17 protein-coding genes and 1 pseudogene are annotated in these 17423 nt (G+C 42.5%); 9 read left to right on the top strand and 9 right to left on the bottom strand.

Annotated elements, in window-relative coordinates; all coding sequences use genetic code 11:
- Positions 1-15 precede the first annotated feature (15 nt).
- A complete protein-coding gene (locus KQI58_RS08170; RefSeq protein WP_216408102.1) occupies positions 16-1845 on the bottom strand; it encodes a DUF4365 domain-containing protein in 1830 nt (609 codons plus the stop codon).
- A 350-nt stretch (positions 1846-2195) separates the two neighbouring features.
- On the opposite strand from KQI58_RS08170, the gene KQI58_RS22635 reads away from it, so the two are divergent.
- The 4 genes and pseudogenes from KQI58_RS22635 to KQI58_RS08180 all read left to right on the top strand — a co-directional run bounded on the left by KQI58_RS22635 (position 2196) and on the right by KQI58_RS08180 (position 3436).
- A complete protein-coding gene (locus tag KQI58_RS22635) occupies positions 2196-2348 on the top strand; it encodes a helix-turn-helix transcriptional regulator (RefSeq protein ID WP_253295842.1) in 153 nt (50 codons plus the stop codon).
- Between the two features lie 3 nt (positions 2349-2351).
- Positions 2352-2492 (top strand): annotated as a pseudogene (locus KQI58_RS22980) (helix-turn-helix domain-containing protein); the annotation flags it as partial.
- Positions 2493-2507: 15 nt separating this feature from the next.
- Entirely contained in the window at positions 2508-2969 is a 462-nt protein-coding gene (locus KQI58_RS22645) for a hypothetical protein (RefSeq protein ID WP_253295843.1), read from the top strand.
- Between the two features lie 50 nt (positions 2970-3019).
- Positions 3020-3436 carry a VOC family protein gene (locus tag KQI58_RS08180; protein ID WP_216408104.1) on the top strand — a complete coding sequence of 139 codons (417 nt, stop codon included), beginning with the start codon at positions 3020-3022 and terminating at the stop codon, positions 3434-3436.
- Between the two features lie 76 nt (positions 3437-3512).
- On the opposite strand, the gene KQI58_RS08185 is transcribed toward KQI58_RS08180, so the two are convergent.
- The 3 genes from KQI58_RS08185 to KQI58_RS08195 all read right to left on the bottom strand — a co-directional run bounded on the left by KQI58_RS08185 (position 3513) and on the right by KQI58_RS08195 (position 5858).
- Positions 3513-3779 (bottom strand): hypothetical protein, encoded by a 267-nt coding sequence (locus KQI58_RS08185; protein WP_216408106.1) that lies wholly within the window; start codon positions 3777-3779, stop codon positions 3513-3515.
- 257 nt (positions 3780-4036) lie between these two features.
- Entirely contained in the window at positions 4037-4528 is a 492-nt protein-coding gene (locus KQI58_RS08190; RefSeq protein WP_216408108.1) for a rhodanese-like domain-containing protein, read from the bottom strand.
- A gap of 403 nt (positions 4529-4931) precedes the next feature.
- Positions 4932-5858 (bottom strand): FAD:protein FMN transferase, encoded by a 927-nt coding sequence (locus KQI58_RS08195; protein ID WP_216408110.1) that lies wholly within the window; start codon positions 5856-5858, stop codon positions 4932-4934.
- A gap of 153 nt (positions 5859-6011) precedes the next feature.
- Between KQI58_RS08195 and KQI58_RS08200 the strand changes: the two genes are divergently transcribed.
- The 3 genes from KQI58_RS08200 (at position 6012) to KQI58_RS08210 (ending at position 8959) form a co-directional block, all read left to right on the top strand.
- Positions 6012-6998, top strand: coding sequence for an ornithine cyclodeaminase family protein (locus KQI58_RS08200; RefSeq protein ID WP_216408112.1), 987 nt, complete (start codon positions 6012-6014; stop codon positions 6996-6998).
- Between the two features lie 168 nt (positions 6999-7166).
- Positions 7167-7379 carry a tautomerase family protein gene (locus tag KQI58_RS08205; protein ID WP_216408113.1) on the top strand — a complete coding sequence of 71 codons (213 nt, stop codon included), beginning with the start codon at positions 7167-7169 and terminating at the stop codon, positions 7377-7379.
- Positions 7380-7390: 11 nt separating this feature from the next.
- Entirely contained in the window at positions 7391-8959 is a 1569-nt protein-coding gene (locus tag KQI58_RS08210; RefSeq protein ID WP_216408115.1) for an L-serine ammonia-lyase, iron-sulfur-dependent, subunit alpha, read from the top strand.
- Positions 8960-9020: 61 nt separating this feature from the next.
- Here the strand turns inward: KQI58_RS08210 and KQI58_RS08215 are convergent, their stop codons facing one another.
- Together KQI58_RS08215 and KQI58_RS08220 are read right to left on the bottom strand one after the other, a co-directional pair.
- Positions 9021-10418: a DUF1958 domain-containing protein gene (locus tag KQI58_RS08215; protein WP_216408118.1), complete on the bottom strand. Its 1398-nt coding sequence runs from the start codon at positions 10416-10418 to the stop codon at positions 9021-9023.
- Between the two features lie 168 nt (positions 10419-10586).
- The gene (locus KQI58_RS08220; RefSeq protein WP_216408120.1) at positions 10587-11126 is read right to left on the bottom strand and encodes a prolyl-tRNA synthetase associated domain-containing protein; all 540 of its coding nucleotides are present in this window, start codon (positions 11124-11126) and stop codon (positions 10587-10589) included.
- Between the two features lie 206 nt (positions 11127-11332).
- Here KQI58_RS08220 and KQI58_RS08225 point away from each other — a divergent pair, with 206 nt between their 5' ends.
- Both KQI58_RS08225 and KQI58_RS08230 read left to right on the top strand, forming a co-directional pair.
- Positions 11333-12199, top strand: coding sequence for a LysR family transcriptional regulator (locus tag KQI58_RS08225; protein WP_216408122.1), 867 nt, complete (start codon positions 11333-11335; stop codon positions 12197-12199).
- Positions 12200-12319: 120 nt separating this feature from the next.
- Entirely contained in the window at positions 12320-13195 is an 876-nt protein-coding gene (locus KQI58_RS08230; RefSeq protein ID WP_216408124.1) for a sulfite exporter TauE/SafE family protein, read from the top strand.
- Between the two features lie 54 nt (positions 13196-13249).
- On the opposite strand, the gene KQI58_RS08235 is transcribed toward KQI58_RS08230, so the two are convergent.
- The 3 genes from KQI58_RS08235 to mngB form a co-directional block, all read right to left on the bottom strand.
- Entirely contained in the window at positions 13250-13675 is a 426-nt protein-coding gene (locus KQI58_RS08235; RefSeq protein WP_216408125.1) for a phosphate-starvation-inducible PsiE family protein, read from the bottom strand.
- A 126-nt stretch (positions 13676-13801) separates the two neighbouring features.
- Positions 13802-14680, bottom strand: coding sequence for a fructokinase ScrK (gene scrK / locus KQI58_RS08240; RefSeq protein WP_216408127.1), 879 nt, complete (start codon positions 14678-14680; stop codon positions 13802-13804).
- 26 nt (positions 14681-14706) lie between these two features.
- Complete coding sequence (gene mngB / locus KQI58_RS08245) at positions 14707-17382, bottom strand: mannosylglycerate hydrolase (RefSeq protein WP_216408128.1); 2676 nt, start codon at positions 17380-17382, stop codon at positions 14707-14709.
- Between the last annotated feature and the right edge of the window lie 41 nt (positions 17383-17423).

Genomic DNA, 17423 nt, shown 5'->3' on the forward strand with positions numbered 1-17423 from the left:
CCCCTTTAACTTCTTCTAACTCAACAACAGCCGGATCAAGCGATCTTCATTGTATTCTGCGATTAAATCAGCAAACTCACGGAGCAGTTCGCTTTCCTGAATTCTTTTTCCATCAAAGGACCCTTTATAATGGCTGACGATCGCTTCAAGCTTACTGAAGGTATTCGCAAGAAAATACCCATCGCTAGGAAAATCATTTTCCTGATCCAGCTTCAGCTGCTTGACATCTTTTAGCAGATCCTCTTTTTTCTCTTGATACCAGTCCTTTGAAGATTCCCCGCCGATCGCTAATTCAGCTCTTAATAAATTGTCAAAGCCTTCTAGCAAATTCTCAAACGCCTTAGGGTCAAAGGCATAAAATTCCTGTGCCTTCAAATAGTCTGATAAGTAGCGGAAGGTCTCGGCTAATTCCGCGTTTCCATTCGGATATTGTGTCAGCTTATATTTTGGGATAAAGATTTTTTTCTCGATTTCTTCTTTGGTTTGGGTTTTATAGACCTTCACCAGCTTCGTTCGAAAGAGCCTTCTTTTCTTGACCGTCTGCTCACTGGTAAAGAAATTAGGCAGCAGCTCATTGATAAAAAAGGCATACGTATCCGCAACATTGTAGGTCTGTCCAGCCTTTGCTCCAGCTTCGGAGTAATCAACGTACTCCCAGACTACATCAACGACAAGCTTCTCTACGTCGACATCGGATTGTTTATAATACCCGTACACACTGAATAGCTCTCTGCCTTGATCGTCATCGACGCCGATTTGGTTCGGATCTGCATAAGGTGAGAAGATATAGCCTTTTTCATACGCCCCATTATTTGTTTGGTATTTCTGAACATGCTCTCGAACCTTTTCCCATGTTTCTACGTCCAGCTGCATTAGCTTAAACCTTCGATGATCGCCATAATAAGGCTCAAAAGCAAAGGATTGCAGGTCTTTTAGAAAATCCGTAATCTTTGCAACGTATTTTTTTATAAATGTATCGACTACTACGCCCAACTCGTCTACTTCATGTTGGTATAAATAGGCGACACTGCTTCCAAATTCAACGAAATATTGACCCAAATCCTCCAGATATAGCCCAATGTATTTTCGCATGCCTAAGCGTGCATCGGTCTCTTTACCGAAATAGAACAAGCTTAATATTTCCTTGTGAGTCAAATGAATCCCCGGATCTGACGTCTTCATCAGCCGTGCAAAGGTGATCGAGCAGCTGCCATCCTGATCCTTTTCAGGAAATTCAGCATCTAACGAAACACTTTTGTACTTAATCGTTATGGAACTCTCCTTCTCATCAACAAGCAGCTCCTCAGAAAATGAAGAGTTGTCTGTAAAGGTCTCAATATCGCGACTGACCCGATCCAAGGTGCCGTTGAATAGATAATTATCGAACTTCTCCATGCGCTCAAAGAAATAATTTGGAAATTCTCTGGCATCCTTTGAAAGCAGATTTTTCTTAGGAATGTCAAAAACAATCGCCTCCTGGTTAGGTGCGAGCTGCTCTAGTCTTTCAAAAAGTTGTTCAAATGGATCGATCCAGTAGATATCATCTCGAGCAAGGTCAACATAAAAAAGAAAGGTTAAGCACCTCTTCTTAAACCATCTGCGAACGGTTGACGTTTTTAATCGCAGGGACAAACAGTCATCCTTATCCGCGACTCTCTCCAGTTCTCGATATTGAACATAAAACTCCTTTCGGTCGTTTGCTTCATCTGGCGGAAGCACACAGTAAAAGTCGCTGCCAAAGTCTGTATGCATGATATTTACCGTGCAATACTCTGACAAGCGAGTGCCTAGTAATGTTTCGACCTTCTCTTCAATTTTTGGCAAAGCCTCCATTTTTATTAGCATTGATTTTCCACCCCATCTTAAAATCATCATCTATCAAACATTCATGTATGTTAGGACTGTTTAGTAAGAAACCTCGTAACCCAGATCATTGGAGAACCCCAGCTCCTTATTCACTTTCGGCTCTAATGAGATAAAGTTCTTTTTTATTTAATATTCCTATAAACAAAATAACATCTTTTGTCACCTAAGTAAATGGAAATCAACTATTATCAGTTACATTTAACAGTGAAACTCGTTTAAAAAAACTAATATGTAATTAATAAAATAATAAAAAGTAATTAATGTTGTACATTATAAAATGGCATTATTTCGTATAAGACGTTATACTTTTTGGAAAAGGCCTGAGATAAATGAAAGACATTATTGAAGATATCCTCATTTACATTGAGGAAAATATTTTTCTAGATGAGTTGAAAATTGAGGATATTTCTGCACATTTCGGTTACGATAAGCATCACTTTAGTAGAGAATTCAAGCGTCTTACCGGATACTCGTTGCGATAATATATTTCAAGTTTAAAAGCGGAGAAAACAATTGAACTACTGGAACAAGAGGATCGGATTACGTCCATTCAATCTTCGGTCGGTTACTCTAGCTCCGGAAGCTTCTCAAACACCTTCAAAAAGTATACAGGCAGCTCACCTAAACAGTATAAACAGGAAATGACGGACCTCTATTCTGCTGCCAAACTGTTTGAAGCAAGTGAGGAAGAAGCGGTCGACTATTTCAAAGAAGCTGGGGATTCCTTCTGTCAGGTGACGCTCGAGCTGCCTTCAGAATTAAAGAAAGGAATTCTTTTTATCGGGCTCTTTCACACTACTATACCCAACCATAAGCCCGTCTCAGGTATCGCAACGAAAAATCGTAACGTAAATCTGTTAAAGAATATCCCGACTGGTGAGTATTACCTTCTGGCCTGTGCCATCGACTCTACGAATACGATTTTCTCTTACTTTCATTTGAATAAGGCTTTACGCGGTAAAGTGAATGAGAAAATTTCCTTTCCAGAATCCAGCGGTCAACACTTCACGATTACTTTACGCCCACCAATCAAGGAAGACCCGCCTATTCTGATCAATTTGGTTAAGCTTCTTTCCTCTGTCTTCAAAAAGAACACAATCTAGAATAATTTTTCCTAAAATGGCTATGCTAGAATGAATGTGGAGGTGATCAGATGATCCAAGCAAATGTTCCTTTTATCTTATTTGATGATACATGTGAGCAGGCTTTAGCTTATTATGCTGATGTTTTTGATGCAGAAATCGTTGAAAAAATGACCTTTGAAGACGTGGGCTACACAGAGGATGATCAGCGAAACCGATGTATTGCTAATGCGACTTTTAAACTGGGAAATCAGTTCTTTTATGCGGGAGATGTAGTCGAAAAGAACGATTTGCAGCCTATCACATCTAATGGTCGTATCTCTTTTTGGCTGGAGTTAGAGTCTTATGAAGAGATCACCACTTTAGAAAATCAATTGATCAAAACCGGCTCCACGAGTCTTGTTAGTCTGCACAAGACTTTCTGGGAATCTCATTATGCGAAGCTACAAGACAAATTCGGCGTTATATGGGAATTGAATGCACAATAAAAGAAGGCTCTTTGCGACGAGAATTGATCTTCGCAGAGAACCTTCTTAGCTTATCACGTAATTGATTAGTTTAGTGCTACTCATAGCTCCCGACAACTGGCTGGTAATAATCAATTAATTTTTCCAATTGATGAGCCGATATTTCTTTGATCTGTACCCTCTTCAGCTCATGTACCTCGAGCCTTCCTTCCCAGATTTTCCACAGCTCAAAGGGCGCTTCCAAGGATTGAAGATACTGAGAAAATGGCTGATAAAACTTTTTCCAATCGTAAACATCCACATAATAAATAAACGGCTTGTCGGTATAGCTGGTAATCGTTCCATTCTCTCGATCTCTAGTCACCGAGAATCCATCATCTGTTTCGTCTAACAGGACAAACAGCTTCTCATTGGGATCTATGACTCTCGTATCAATCCCTAAATTCTTCTCTAACTCAGCCAGAATAGTCCGATCTTTCTTGCTACCGTCTCCATGTTAACAGCTTCTTTTTACGTTAAATTCAGTATAATTTTATTTTTTGTTAAAGTAAAACAGGCCCCAAACTCAACGAATGAGTAAGGAGCCTGTTTCTTGTATCCACTAATTAAATGGGAACTTTTTTAGTCTGTCACCCATAATTTATTATCGTCTTTATAAGGCCATTTCTTCGCACCATTCTCAACGATATATAACCGAGATTCATCGACACCTTCATCGATCAATAATGAGATGGTACGTTTCGCACCGCCTCCGCCGCCTGGGCAAACAACGTAGATTGGGTTATCGCCATCTTTAAACTGGTCGGCATTGTCCACGACTAATTTTTCTAGTTCTTTCGTATCTACTGGATAAGCTGGTACGCTGATTGAGTTTGGCAGATGTCCTTTTTTATAGTCTGCTTCTGGTTGAATGTCGATGATTTGATAATCGGTGGCATCGTCTGTTTCAAGAACATCCTTCATCTTTTCTGGTGCGATCATTTGCCAATCGATATCTGCTTCGGCACGGTCTTTCTTTCCATCTTCTTTTGCATCGTTGCTGGAACAACCCGTTAACACGATGGCAAATATGGCTAAAGCAATGAGTAATAATCCGCTAATTCTTTTTTTCATTTTTCAAAATCCTTCTTTCGTTTTTTGTCTGATTCATTGGAATGGTGAGTTCTAGCTTTGCTTTCACCCCATTTTTTCCGCACAAAAAAGCATACTGTTTGGTATGCGCCCTTCGAAAGTATTGGATTAGATTTTTTAATCACAGGAATACTTTGAGGGAAAGAATGCTACACGAACTCGCTTAGAGACTCTAAGTAGGTTTTCACCTCATAGTCATAGTCGTTTTGACATTTCTTTCACCTCCTGCACCCTTTGTGAATCTTTCTTCAATCAAAGTATATAGAAAGGAAAGCGCTTTTTCAATAACAATTTGAATAATATTTTTCGTTGCAAAATGTTTTAAAATGGCTAAAAAATTTGAATAAAATTACAGGTGTTCTATCAATCTATTTAAAGACATCCCCTAGAGTTCCACCCTGTCGCTTAGCCCTTCACTGTAGGCCATTCGCTGATCGGTGGTGATTACGAGTCCGTCAATCTCCTCCATTTGGTTCAACTCTGTCAAAACGTCCTGAGCATCTTTTCCAAATAAACGCGTCGTCCAAAGCTCACCATCCAAAGATTCTTTTGTCACGATCGTTAGACTAGCTAAATCAGTTTGGATCGGATATCCCGTCTGACTGTCAAAGATATGGTGGTAACTTTGTCCCTGCCAATCAAATTTTCGCTCATAAATGCCGGAGGTCACAACGGACTTATTTTGTGCTTTCACGACTGCAACGTAATTCCCTCGCGGCAAGAAAGGATTTTGAATCCCAATACGCCAACAGCCATCTGCTCGTTGGGGCGGCGCTCCATGAGTCAGTACGTTCCCGCCGAGATCAATAAAGGCCGCCTCTGCTCCAGCTTTTTTGAACTCAGCCATAATTTTATCTGCAAAATAGCCTTTCGCCAATGCGCCTAAATCCAAAGCCATCCCTTTATGATTTAAGTAGACACTCCGCTTCTTTTCATCTAATTGAATTTTCGCGGGATCAATCAAAGGAAGTAATGCTTGAATTTCCTTTGGCGATGGCTGTCTTGCGTCTGCAAAGCCGATCCGCCAAGCTTGAACCAATGGACCAATAGCGATGTTCAAGGCGATGTCTGAAATCAGACTCTGCTCCTTGCCAATTTTGATCAGTTCAAATAATTCTTCATCTACCTTGACCGAAGCAAGACCTGCCTGCTGATTGATTTTCATTAATTCAGAGGTTTCCGAATTCGCACTGAAGCGCTGCTCGAAGGTTCGCAGTCGTTCTTCTGCTTGATCCAGCAAGTCTTCTCCACTTGGATGTTGGACCCAAAGTCGGATAACTGTCCCCATTAAATGTAGTGTTCGTTCATTCATAGTTAGCGTTCCCTTCTGGCGTTATCATTTATTATCATTCAGCATAATAGAATAGTCACAAGAACAAAAGAGAATTCTCGGATTTCCTTTGAAACCGTTATTGTAATCGCTTATACTTCTAGGTGTGAAAGAAAATTCGTTAAGGAGGGTTTTATGTTACTTTTATCTCGTGAGAATATCAAACAAGTCTTTACCATGAAGGATGCCATCGAAGCAGACAAGGTGGCCTTTCGATTATTTAGCGAAGGCAAAACGGATGTGCCTTTGCGGACTCAAATCGTCTCGGAAAAACAAAACGGGACGTTCCTATTCATGCCGTCTTATGCACCTGATTTGGATGCCGCGGCGCTGAAGATCATCAATATTTTTCCTGACAATATTGATAAAGGTTTAGCCTCTGCCCCAGCTCAAGTACTCTTAGTGGATGGCAAGACAGGGTATGTTAATGCCTTACTGGATGGTGTGACGGTCACTCAGCTGCGGACTGGAGCGGCTTCAGGGGTTGCCTTTGATGTCTTGGGTCGAAAAGATGCTAAAAAAGGCGCACTGATCGGAACCGGTGGACAAGCTGCGACGCAATTAGAGGCGATAATTTGTGCGCGTGATTTAGAGACGGTCCACGTTTTTGACCAAAATTCTGAGCGTACAGAGGCGTTTGTTAAGCAAATGAACGAAGAGCTGAAAGACTATGGGACTCAAATTTTGCCAGCGAAAACTTCGGATGAAGCGATCAGCGATGCAGATTTGATCATCACTGTTACCCCAGCCACTTCGCCAGTTTTTGATGGCAGTAAAGTCAAGGCGGGTGCTACGGTCAGTTGCGTAGGATCTTATCAGCCGCATATGCAGGAAATGGACCCGGTAATTTTAGAACGCGCCGGCAAGCTCTATTTTGACTCAGAAGAGGCGGTGCTATCCGAAGCCGGTGATATTTTGATACCACTAGAAGACGGCACAATTACGAAGGACGATTTTACCGGAGACATCGGAGAAGTGCTGATGGGAAAAATTGGTGGTCGCGAAAATGACGAAGAAATCATCGTCTTCAAAACCGTTGGTATTGGTGCTCAGGACCTAGTCACTGCACAAAAAATCTATGAACGGGCATTGGAAGAAAAAATTGGAACAGAATGGTCTTAATACAAGGATGCCAGTCTAACTTCTCACAGCCCGCTTAGCCAGCGAGACCGAAACGATGCCCGCATCAATTGAAAGCCGAAATTACTTCGTTGGATGGTATACGGCATTCGGATCGGACTAATTTTTCCAAGAAAAATTGATCCATTAAAACGAATAGGAGGAATAAAAATGCCACATTTATCAGTTAAAATGTACCCTGGTCGTACAGAAGAGCTCAAACAGGACTTTGCTAAAAAATTGCAGGATTTCGTAGTGACGGAGCTTGGTTGTACCCCGAATGTTGTCTCAGTCTCATTCAAAGAGATCGAAGCAGACAAGTGGAAAGACGTCATCGGTGATGAAATCGCAGGTGAGGATGTTTATATCGAAGCGGATTTCTAAGGAGGACGCGAATGAAAGAACATGCCAGTATTTTTAATGATGTGTTAGGACCGGTGATGATCGGTCCTTCCAGTTCCCATACAGCGGCTTCGGTACGGATCGGTCGTGCGCTGCGACAAATGGTTGCTGGGAAAATCATCTATTTTCAAGCGGATTTTGATCCAGAGGGTTCTTTAGCCGCAAGCTATATCACGCAGTGCTCCGATATCGGTCTAATCGGTGGAATTCTGGGGATGGACCCAACTGATAGCCGCTTAACCAGCGCGCTGCAAATTGCAGAAGCGGACGGGATGGAAATTGTTTTCCGAGTGATTCCTTACGAAAATAACCATCCTAACACCTATAAAATGACGATCAAAACGGATTTTGGCGAAGAGCTGGAGGTTACTGCTCTTTCTGTTGGCGGCGGGATGATCGAGATCACCGAGATCAATCATTTTGCTGTCGAGGTTACGGGAGGCTTTTATGAAACCTTCCTTTTCGGTGAGAGCTTGGCGTTAACTGAAGCTGATTTAGCAGACAAAATCAGCAAATTCTGCTCAGTGGCCATCAAACAACAAGCTGGAAAAACGATGCTGCAAATCAAGACTCAGCAGGAAATTCCCGGAAAAGAAATTGCCTGGTTGAATAAGCAGATGACGGTCGAGCGTTTCATCGCTTTCGATCCTGTCCTGCCTATCATGTCACAAAAGGAACCAAAGATGCTCTTTTCAACAGCCGAAGAGATGATCGCGCTGGCAAAAGAGGAAAATTTGGATCTGGCTGATATGGCGTTGCGCTACGAAAGTCATCGCGGCAGTATTTCTGAAGAGGAAGTCTATATAAAAGCCGAAGCAATTCTTGAGATTATGGAAAACGGTATTCAAATCGGCTTGGCCGGTACTTCCTATGAAGATCGAATGCTGGGTTCTCAGGCTCCGAAAATCCGTGCCAATCGTGAGAAGTTAATCGGTGATGACCTGCCAGCTAAGATCATCGAAAATATCTCCGCTTTGATGGAGGTAAAAAGCTCGATGAATGTATTCGTTGCAGCGCCAACGGCAGGTTCCTGCGGCGCATTACCGGGAACCCTGATCGCTGTTAGTGATTATCAGAAAAAGTCCCACGATGAATTGGTTCGCGCGCTCTTAGCTGCAGGGATGATTGGTGTATTCATTGCAGAATATGCTACATTTGCCGCAGAAGTGGCAGGTTGTCAGGCGGAATGCGGTTCGGGTTCTGGGATGACTGCGGGAGCACTTGTGCAATTAATGGGCGGAACCATCGAAGAAGCTGTTAATGCCGCATCTATGGGCTTGCAAAATGTCTTCGGAATGACCTGTGACCCAATCGGTGTCCGAGTAGAAGTTCCTTGTCTAGGGAAAAATATGATGTGCGGAATGAACGCATTAGGGGCTGCTAATATGGCGTTGGCTGGATATGATGTCGTTATTCCGTTAGATGAAACCATCGAAAGCTTCAATAAAGTTGGTCGAATGATTCCAGCATCACTGCGCTGTACAGGTCATGCTGGCTTAGCGCAAACACCATCAGGACTAGCCATTGCCGAATACTTAGGCTGTCCATTGGATTGCTGCTGATAGAAATCAAAAACAGAGTGACTCGCCTATTTTGGCGGTTCACTCTGTTTTACTTCATACTTTAAAGTATTTCCATGATCAACAGAAATAGTGAAGCAAGAACACATACAATTCCAGCAATTCTGAATACCCCCACACCTTTACGGCGAGAGCTGTTTCTTGTCCGTCCTAATGTTTTTTTCTTCATTGGAAAAAGTAACAGCGCCAGTCCTAGAATAAGCAGCAGGGATGGTAAGATATACGCCTTTGCCTGCTCAACTATTGAGACTTTTCTCGTTGCGGGAAGACGCTTTTCTTCGGTTTCTACTTTTTTATAGTTCAGCGATAATTTCGGCATGGCATCTGTTAGCTGTTCCTTCTGACTGGCTAACGATACCTGATCTTCTTGGAGCGTGATTTTTGGTTCTTCATCTTTTTTCACTACACCATAAAAATCATTCGCCAGCTGTATCGATTTCCCTTCAATCTCGTGGGTTCCTTTTGATAGGAGCAAGCGATGCTCATACTCATCAAAGACCTTTTTAAGCAGCGCATTGCCAAAGGGATGGCGATAGTACTCGCCGTCCTGATCTGACCAATCTCCGACACCCAAAATGACTTCAATCAAGCGCGTCTCTCCCCGCTTGGCTGTGGCAATATAGTTGAAGGCACTGCTAGGACCAGAGCCCGTCTTCATACCATCGACTCCCTCAAAACCATATTTCGCCCCAGGCAATGAGTAGTTGTAGGTCTCAAAGGTTTCCTCATAAGGTGTTCCCTCCATGGCAGTAACCTTTGGCTGATTCGTAAATTCCAATACCTCTGGATGATCGTTAATCAAATGAAAAACCATGGTCGCCAAATCACGGGCTGTTGAGGTATTACTGCCATTGGGATCAAAGCCTTCTGGCGTATATAATCCTTCAAAGCTTACCGCAGAGGCACCGCTGCAATTGTAAAAGGCGGTATTCTTCATGCCAAGTTGTTGAGCCTTCTCGTTCATTTTTTTGATGAAATCGCCCGCGTCATTATTCGAGACGGCATTCGCTAGCATGACGGTCGCAACATTTGATGAAGGGACTACCACCATTTTCAGCAGCTCTTTGACTGGATACTCGACACCCGCCATAATCTTATTATTACTGATCGCGTACAGCTGGCTGATCGCCTGATCCTTTTCCGTTGCTGCGATTGTTGTTTCTAAAGACAATTTTCCATCTTTTATGGCATCAAATACTAAAAAGACCGTCATCATTTTTGAGATACTCGCCGGTTCTCTCACGACTTCAGCATTGTCTTCCCACAAGATTTGACCATTCACTCCATCAACCACAATCGAAGCTTTTGGCTTATTTTCCTCTAAAACATCGGTATAGCCTGCTGATCTAGTGATTTCCATAATATCCTCAGCAGCATGAGCAGGTGTTTCGAAAAGGAACAAAAATAAAACAACTATTAGAAATATGATTTTTTTACCCACAAGGCCTCCTAATTAACACGTAATACACAAAATTTTAGCATAGATGGAAATGAATTATTAGAACTTTTTTCACATAATACAAACTATTTCTTATTTCCATTGGTTCTCTTGGTCAAATAAAAAAGCAGAACCCAACTTTTTTTGGGGACCTGCTATAAAGTACTCTTTTTAGACTTCAGTGATTTTCGGTTGGCGCTTTACATAAGGCAAGAATTTCTCTAATATATCACTGGTCTTCAATTTCAAATAACCAGTCGTCGTGCCATCGCTGCAACCATAATATTCTTGATCACAGACGTCCTTATCCAGAACTAGCTGGACCTGCTTTGCCTCTTCCAGCAATGTACTAAAGATTGTTGCCGCGCCAATTTTTGTTCCTAACATCGCATCCATCTGCTCTGCTGAGGCAAATGAGACCCGAGCGATGTCCAAAGCTTGGCTGAACTCCTTCGATTTGAAGGGCTTGTCGCCACAGGTGACGAAGAGATAAAAATTGGTTTTTTGGCGATTACATAAGAACAAGGTTTTCACCATATCCATCTCTAAACGCTCATTGATTTGCTGGCAATCCTCCATCGTGATGACTTCCTCTGTCTCCACTCGTTGAAACGCCATGTCTAATTCTTGCAGGACTTGATAAACTTTTTCTTGTAATGGCGTGCTACATGTTTTTGGCACCGCCGTATAGGCTTCACTCACTAAGACCATTTTAATCACTCCTATTTTTTCTAACGTAAAAATTTCGCGGCTCATCATTTCGTATACGAGTTCCGCTTTCTATTGAATAGTTAATAGCAGTAATTTATCATAGAAATAAGGATTACAAAAACGAATTTTTATCATTCTTAGCATGACAAAATCAGATACAAAAAACTTTTTCCCATCTCAATCCAAAGGAACAGGAGAGCTCAATCATGGATATGAACATTCAGAAATACATCGCTTTTGTTAAAACCGTTGAACTAGGCAGCTTCACTAAAGCAGCTAAAATTTTAAACTACTCTCAATCAGGTATTAGTCGAATGATTCATGATCTTGAGCAGGAGTGGGGCATCACCTTGCTCGAACGCAATCGCGCGGGGCTTCGGCTAACGTCTGATGGGATGAATGTCTTGCCTTACGCGAAAGAACTGGCGGAAAAATATCAAACCTTGCAAAATCAATTGGCGGAATTAGGACATTTAGACACTGGCTTGATCCGTATTGGAACATTTTCGAGTATCGCTACTCATTGGCTGCCGGAAGCGATCGAAACGTTTCAAGCCGATTATCCTAAGATTGATTTTGAATTATTATTGGGGGATTACGAGGAAATCGAACAGTGGATCTTAGAGGGGCGTGTTGATTTTGGCTTTTCACGCTTGCCTGCCGCCGAAAATTTGGAGCAAAGCTTTCTCCATGATGATGAGCTGCTAGTCGTTTTGCCGAAAGGACATCCTTTTTTAGCCAGAGAAAGAATTCATGTGACTGATTTAGAGGCGCAGCCCTTTATCCTGTTAGAACGTGAAGGAACCTCTGACATCACTGAATTATTGGCAGAAGCTCAGGTTGCCCCGCGAGTAAAATTTCGCACCTGGGACGATTATTCGATCTTGGCAATGGTAGAGAAAAATTTAGGAATTAGTATTTTACCCAAGCTGATTCTGCAACGAATTGCTTATCAAGTTGAGACTAGTCCGTTAGCACAGCCGGTCTTTCGTAAGGTTGGAATTCTTTATCGTAACAAGTCCTTGCTCTCTTTAGCTAGTCGAGAATTTTTGAAGCTATACGTGGATTTTTAGACAAAATAGGACTTACTTTTCTCCTATGATCGTTCATCAAATCACAATTTTTTCAAATTTTATGGTTTTTCGTTTTCGTTTATTGTTATAATTATAAGAAAAAGACCTACGGGAGGATTTATGGCACAGATTATTTTTTACATTTTAATTGGTCTGATGATCTTTCAAGCAATCATGCTTGTGCGCGATGTTGTGACCCATCGTGATGATTTAGGACCAGGAAATTGGTTGATTAGTGGAATTATTGGCTTCATTGCAGATTTTGCAGATACGATTGGAATTGGGAGTTTTGCACTCACTACCATGATGTTAAATGTTACGAAACAAAATACTGATGATCGAAAATTACCGGGGATCTTAAATGTTGGGCACGCGATCCCTGTCTTGACTGAAGCTGTGATTTTCGTCACAGTTATCAAAGTAGATGCGTTGACTTTAGTCGCTTTAATCTTAGCGGCGATCGTCGGCTCTTGGTTCGGATCAAGATATGTTACTAAGCTATCCGAAACAGCCGTTCAGAAATGGATTGGTTGGGCATTATTAATTACAGCGATTTTGATGTTGCTTCGTCAAACGGAAGTCATTGCTTTATTAGGTAAAGGAAATACCGCAATGGGATTAACCGGGGTGAAATTAGTCATCGGTATCATCGGCAACTTCTTATTCGGCGCCTTGATGACGGTTGGTGTTGGGCTGTATGCTCCTTGTATGGCAATGGTCTACATGCTAGGCATGACACCGTTAGCTGCTTTCCCGATCATGATGTGTTCATGTGCAGGGCTTCAACCAGTTGCTAGTATCAACTTCATTCGTGAAAAAGCCTACTCTAGAAAAATTGCCTTGGCGATCACGATCGGCGGGATTCCCGGCGTTATCATTGCCTCGCAATTCTTGATGAACTTAGACATTTCAATGGTCACTTACTTAGTTATTGTTATTATTTTCTATACAGGGATTCAATACATTCTAAAATCACGTAAAACCGCAGCGGCTTAAATCGCGGGTTTTATCAAAAAATGGCTTTGTACCAGCATTTGGTACGAAGCCATTTTATCTTTCTATACGACTTTCACCCTTATGAAAGGCCTTGACCTTTTCCAAAATGAATAGGACACCCACAAGAACTAAAATCGAGATGGATAATAATAAAGAATTGGTGCCATTTCCGTGGGCCAGCAATAGCTCCCGCAGGATGGCGGTGATACTGATTAGAATCAAGTAACGAACAGGAATATGATGGCCTTCCTTAATGTAACGCATCAGCATCAAGATAACTTCCAATAAAATGAACAGCGTCGCGATTTCATCAATCAAGAGGGGCAATTCAGACACATTATTTAATGGAATCACATGCATGATCATATTGAAGATGCCTTCTCCCATAACAATAACAACGACGATTATCAATACAGCCAGTAAGATATCCACGACCGTACTGATCGCTTTTTCGAATTTTAAAAAGTAATTCTCCTTCATCGGGTGTCCTCCGTTCGATTTCTAACTAAATTATAACAATTCTCAAATCGAATCAGAAGAAATACGCACTAAAAAACGCCACCAACTCGCTCAGTAGCTGAAAGCGAATTGATGGGGCCTTTTTTATTATGAATGTAGTTTTGCTTCTTTGGCTAAGGCTAGACAGCCGATTGTCCCAGCGTTATTACCAAGCTTTGGTGTCACGATATAGTCTTCTAGTTCTGGCGTTTTGACATAGCCATTAACTAACTCTCTGAAACGCGCACGAACTTTTTTGACTAAATGCTCCTGCTGCATCACGCCGCCGCCGAAGATGATCACATCTGGTGAAAACATCAAGGTCGTATTGTAGGCGCACTGCGCGATGTAATCGGCTTCGATGTCCCAATAAGGATCGTCTTCACTTAAGTCCTGACCTTTGCGACCTAAGCGTTTTTCGATCGCTGGACCTGCCGCCATTCCTTCTAAACAATGTCCGTGGAAAGGACAGCTGCCTTCAAAATCATCTTCCGGGTTACGACTGACTAATACATGCCCCATTTCCGGATGACTGAAGCCTTCGATGAAGTTGCCTTTTTGCAACGCACCGCCGCCGATTCCAGTACCGATCGTATAATACACGACACTGTTGACACCATCGCCGCGACCCTTCACGTATTCGCCGTAGCAAGCCGCATTCACATCGGTCGTCCAAGCAATCGGTAAGTCAAACTCTTTTTTCATAGTGCCGACAAAATCAAAATTCTGCCAAGCTAGTTTCGGTGTTGAAGTAATATAACCATAGGTTTTTGAATCGCGATGAATATCGATCGGTCCAAATGAACCCACACCGATACTGACTAATTGCTCTTCATACTGCTTGAAGAAGCTGATCACTAATGCCATCGTCTCTTCAGGGGTCGTCGTTGGATAACTGACCCGCTCAACGATTTCCAGATCATTATTTCCCACTGCACAAACAAATTTTGTTCCGCCGGCCTCGATCCCGCCAAATAATTTTTCCACTAAGCTTCACTCACAATCATTTAGATTTATTCAACATACAAGGTCACGAATTTCGCGTGCCCGATGTTCTCGAGTTCTATTGTATCATTAATTATTGGCAGCGGTTCCTTTGTTTTTTCTTTCAAGTCAACTTTTTCCGCAATTTTTATTTCATACTTGAAGGCGATCGTTGCGCGTCCCTCTTCAACGAGCAAGCCATTATACAACCGAATAATATAGCCCGGACGATCTTCGGCTTTTTTCAAAACACTCAGCGTCAGATTTCCTGTAATTTCAAAAAGGCTGAATTCAGCGGGCAGCGTAGGTTCGACATCACCTAGCGTAAAGATCAGACGCGAGTTTAAAAATTCCGCGTATTGATACAGTTCTATCGGAGTCACTGCTTGTTTGGCTAGCTGAGCTACGTTGGCTTGATCAAAGGCTTGCGCAAAGTAAGCAATCGAGAATTCAAAGCTCATCGTCTTATGGCACTGCGCATCAGGCGTAGCGATCACCGTTTCACCGGATGCCCGTCCAGGACGATACATCAGATCTTCTTTCCCCATAAATCCATAGGTACGGAAAATCGTTAAGCGAATCGTGTCATAGTCCTCACCAACGATTTCATATTCCCGTACTCCCTTTGGCATCACTGCAACGCCATGCATCTCATCGAATAAGCCGACAAAAGACTGGCAGGTTTCGATGGCGATCGGCTGTTCATTCCATTGCTCTTTGTTGGCCTCCCATAGAGCCATTTCTTTTTCAAAGACGACTGGGCGCTGCAGGGTGCCAAATTGCTGATCGGCGATCGAGAATTTCGAGGCGATCCCAGTATCAAACAAAACACAGACCCGATGGCTATCCACCGCTTGATTGTCCACCGTCAAATTGAAATCAATGATCGGTGTGTGTTTCTTCAAGACTAATTCAAGGACGATCGGTAATTCCGCTGTCACCTGTTTCTCAGCCCGTTCACTCAAGTTTTGAGGAACCTTCAACAAGAATTCTAAATGTACCGATTGATAAATATCGGATTGCTGAATCGTGATTTTAGGGTCAACATCAGTCGATGAAATCGTCCAATCCTTGACTGGCGGTGAATAATTGAAAGAGTCGCCATCATCGCCGTTTTCTTCAATGATCCCTTGATTTTTGTAGAGAACGTCATTGGCTTTGTCTAAAACATCTAGCGAGCCATTTTGATTGACGGTGATTTGATAATATTCATTTTCGATCATCGTATTCGAAGCGGCTTGTAATAGTGCACTGCTATCGCCTTTTAGATCGATCGTCAACTGGGTATAGCCAATGCTTGGCACCGTGGTTGTTTCGATCGCAACTTTGGCTTTATAGACTTTTTCCGGTAAATAGATTTCTTTGACCGAATTCAAGACATTCCCTTGGTTCAGGACATATTCCGTCTGATCGATCATTTCTAAGATCGTATAAGGCAAGGAATTCCCCGCTTGATCGAGGATCGCAAACGTCTTTTGTGGCAGATAAACCTCGGCTTCGATCACGCCTTCACGCGCAGTGTCGTAGGTATTAAACAGCGTAAACGTGATTTCTTGTGCCTGCGGATTATTGATGGCGGTCGAGATTTGGCGTAATGTCAATTCTACTAGGTTCATGGAAATATCTCGCGCTTGTTTGTAGCGCATATAGACATCCTCATTAGTAGTATCCGATACACACGAGCCGATCGAATCGTGTGCCGCATTCTCGAACATCAGCTTCCAGATTTCCTTGACTGTTTCTACTGGGTATTCAAAACCTAATTGCAGCGCCATTGTTAATACAGGTTCCATCACGTTTACTAAATAATGCTGAATTTGCGTATTCAGTGCCTTCAAGTCCGGCCGTGAAGAGAAAATCGTCTTGTGGATACGCATCAATTTTCCGTTAATCAGCTCCCCGGCAACTTCTTCTAATTCCGGATGGCGTTCTTTAACTGCGACAATATAGTTTTCAATCGTAGAGAATTGCAGCTCATATTCCCCTTGGTAAAGCTCATTCATTTGATCGACTAACTCCGGCAGGTTTTCTCTCACCGGTGCTTGGTCAAAGCCATTCGGGAAATAAACCTCATCCGTCGCGCTGCGGCCCCATGTCGTTTTAAAAGGCTCTTGATGCAGAAACTCGGCTAAATCTGCTTCCCGCTCAGGAATCGCCCCGCCAATGTAATAGCCGCTGGGGATCTGATACACGTTCACAACGGAGCCGTCTTCCCCGCGCCAAGTGTATTCGGTATGAGCCACATCATCATCACTTACCCCGCGCCAAAACATCGTATCACTGATCCCGAACTCACGATAAATCTGCGGCATGCTGGCTGCTTGCCCGAAGGAATCCGGTACATAACCAACATTCATGTAATCACCGAATTCTTCACAAATCTTCATACCGTACAGCATATTGCGAACAATGCTTTCGCCTGAAATTACTAGCTGGTCAGTTTGCGTATACCAAGGACCAATGATCAGCTTGCCCTGCTGAACCAGCGTTTTGATTCGCGCTTGATCCTGCGGACGCCATTTCAAATAATCATCCAATAAGGAAGCCTGTCCATCTAAAATAAAACTATCGTAGGGATTGTCCTTCTCTAGCTGCTCTAAAACTTTTTTTAAATCATGCATCAAGTAAATTTTTGATCGACTGGTAGTAAAATACCATTCACGATCCCAATGACTATGTGGCACCACGTGTACTGTTTTTTTCATGCAAAAGTTCCTCTCGTTTGATTAAAATAGGCACTCAACGA

The sequence above is a fragment of the Enterococcus raffinosus genome (assembly GCF_018917525.1).
Lineage (GTDB): Bacteria > Bacillota > Bacilli > Lactobacillales > Enterococcaceae > Enterococcus_A > Enterococcus_A raffinosus_A.

Coding starts and splice junctions, on each gene's coding strand:
- KQI58_RS08180 (WP_216408104.1), top strand. CDS start 3,020: ATGATCCAAGCAAATGTTCCTTTTATCTTATTTGATGATACATGTGAG.
- KQI58_RS08170 (WP_216408102.1), bottom strand. CDS start 1,845: ATGCTAATAAAAATGGAGGCTTTGCCAAAAATTGAAGAGAAGGTCGAA.
- KQI58_RS08225 (WP_216408122.1), top strand. CDS start 11,333: ATGGATATGAACATTCAGAAATACATCGCTTTTGTTAAAACCGTTGAA.
- KQI58_RS08205 (WP_216408113.1), top strand. CDS start 7,167: ATGCCACATTTATCAGTTAAAATGTACCCTGGTCGTACAGAAGAGCTC.
- KQI58_RS08230 (WP_216408124.1), top strand. CDS start 12,320: ATGGCACAGATTATTTTTTACATTTTAATTGGTCTGATGATCTTTCAA.
- KQI58_RS22645 (WP_253295843.1), top strand. CDS start 2,508: ATGACGGACCTCTATTCTGCTGCCAAACTGTTTGAAGCAAGTGAGGAA.
- KQI58_RS08210 (WP_216408115.1), top strand. CDS start 7,391: ATGAAAGAACATGCCAGTATTTTTAATGATGTGTTAGGACCGGTGATG.
- KQI58_RS08190 (WP_216408108.1), bottom strand. CDS start 4,528: ATGAAAAAAAGAATTAGCGGATTATTACTCATTGCTTTAGCCATATTT.
- KQI58_RS22635 (WP_253295842.1), top strand. CDS start 2,196: ATGAAAGACATTATTGAAGATATCCTCATTTACATTGAGGAAAATATT.
- KQI58_RS08200 (WP_216408112.1), top strand. CDS start 6,012: ATGTTACTTTTATCTCGTGAGAATATCAAACAAGTCTTTACCATGAAG.
- mngB (WP_216408128.1), bottom strand. CDS start 17,382: ATGAAAAAAACAGTACACGTGGTGCCACATAGTCATTGGGATCGTGAA.
- KQI58_RS08235 (WP_216408125.1), bottom strand. CDS start 13,675: ATGAAGGAGAATTACTTTTTAAAATTCGAAAAAGCGATCAGTACGGTC.
- KQI58_RS08195 (WP_216408110.1), bottom strand. CDS start 5,858: ATGAATGAACGAACACTACATTTAATGGGGACAGTTATCCGACTTTGG.
- KQI58_RS08220 (WP_216408120.1), bottom strand. CDS start 11,126: ATGGTCTTAGTGAGTGAAGCCTATACGGCGGTGCCAAAAACATGTAGC.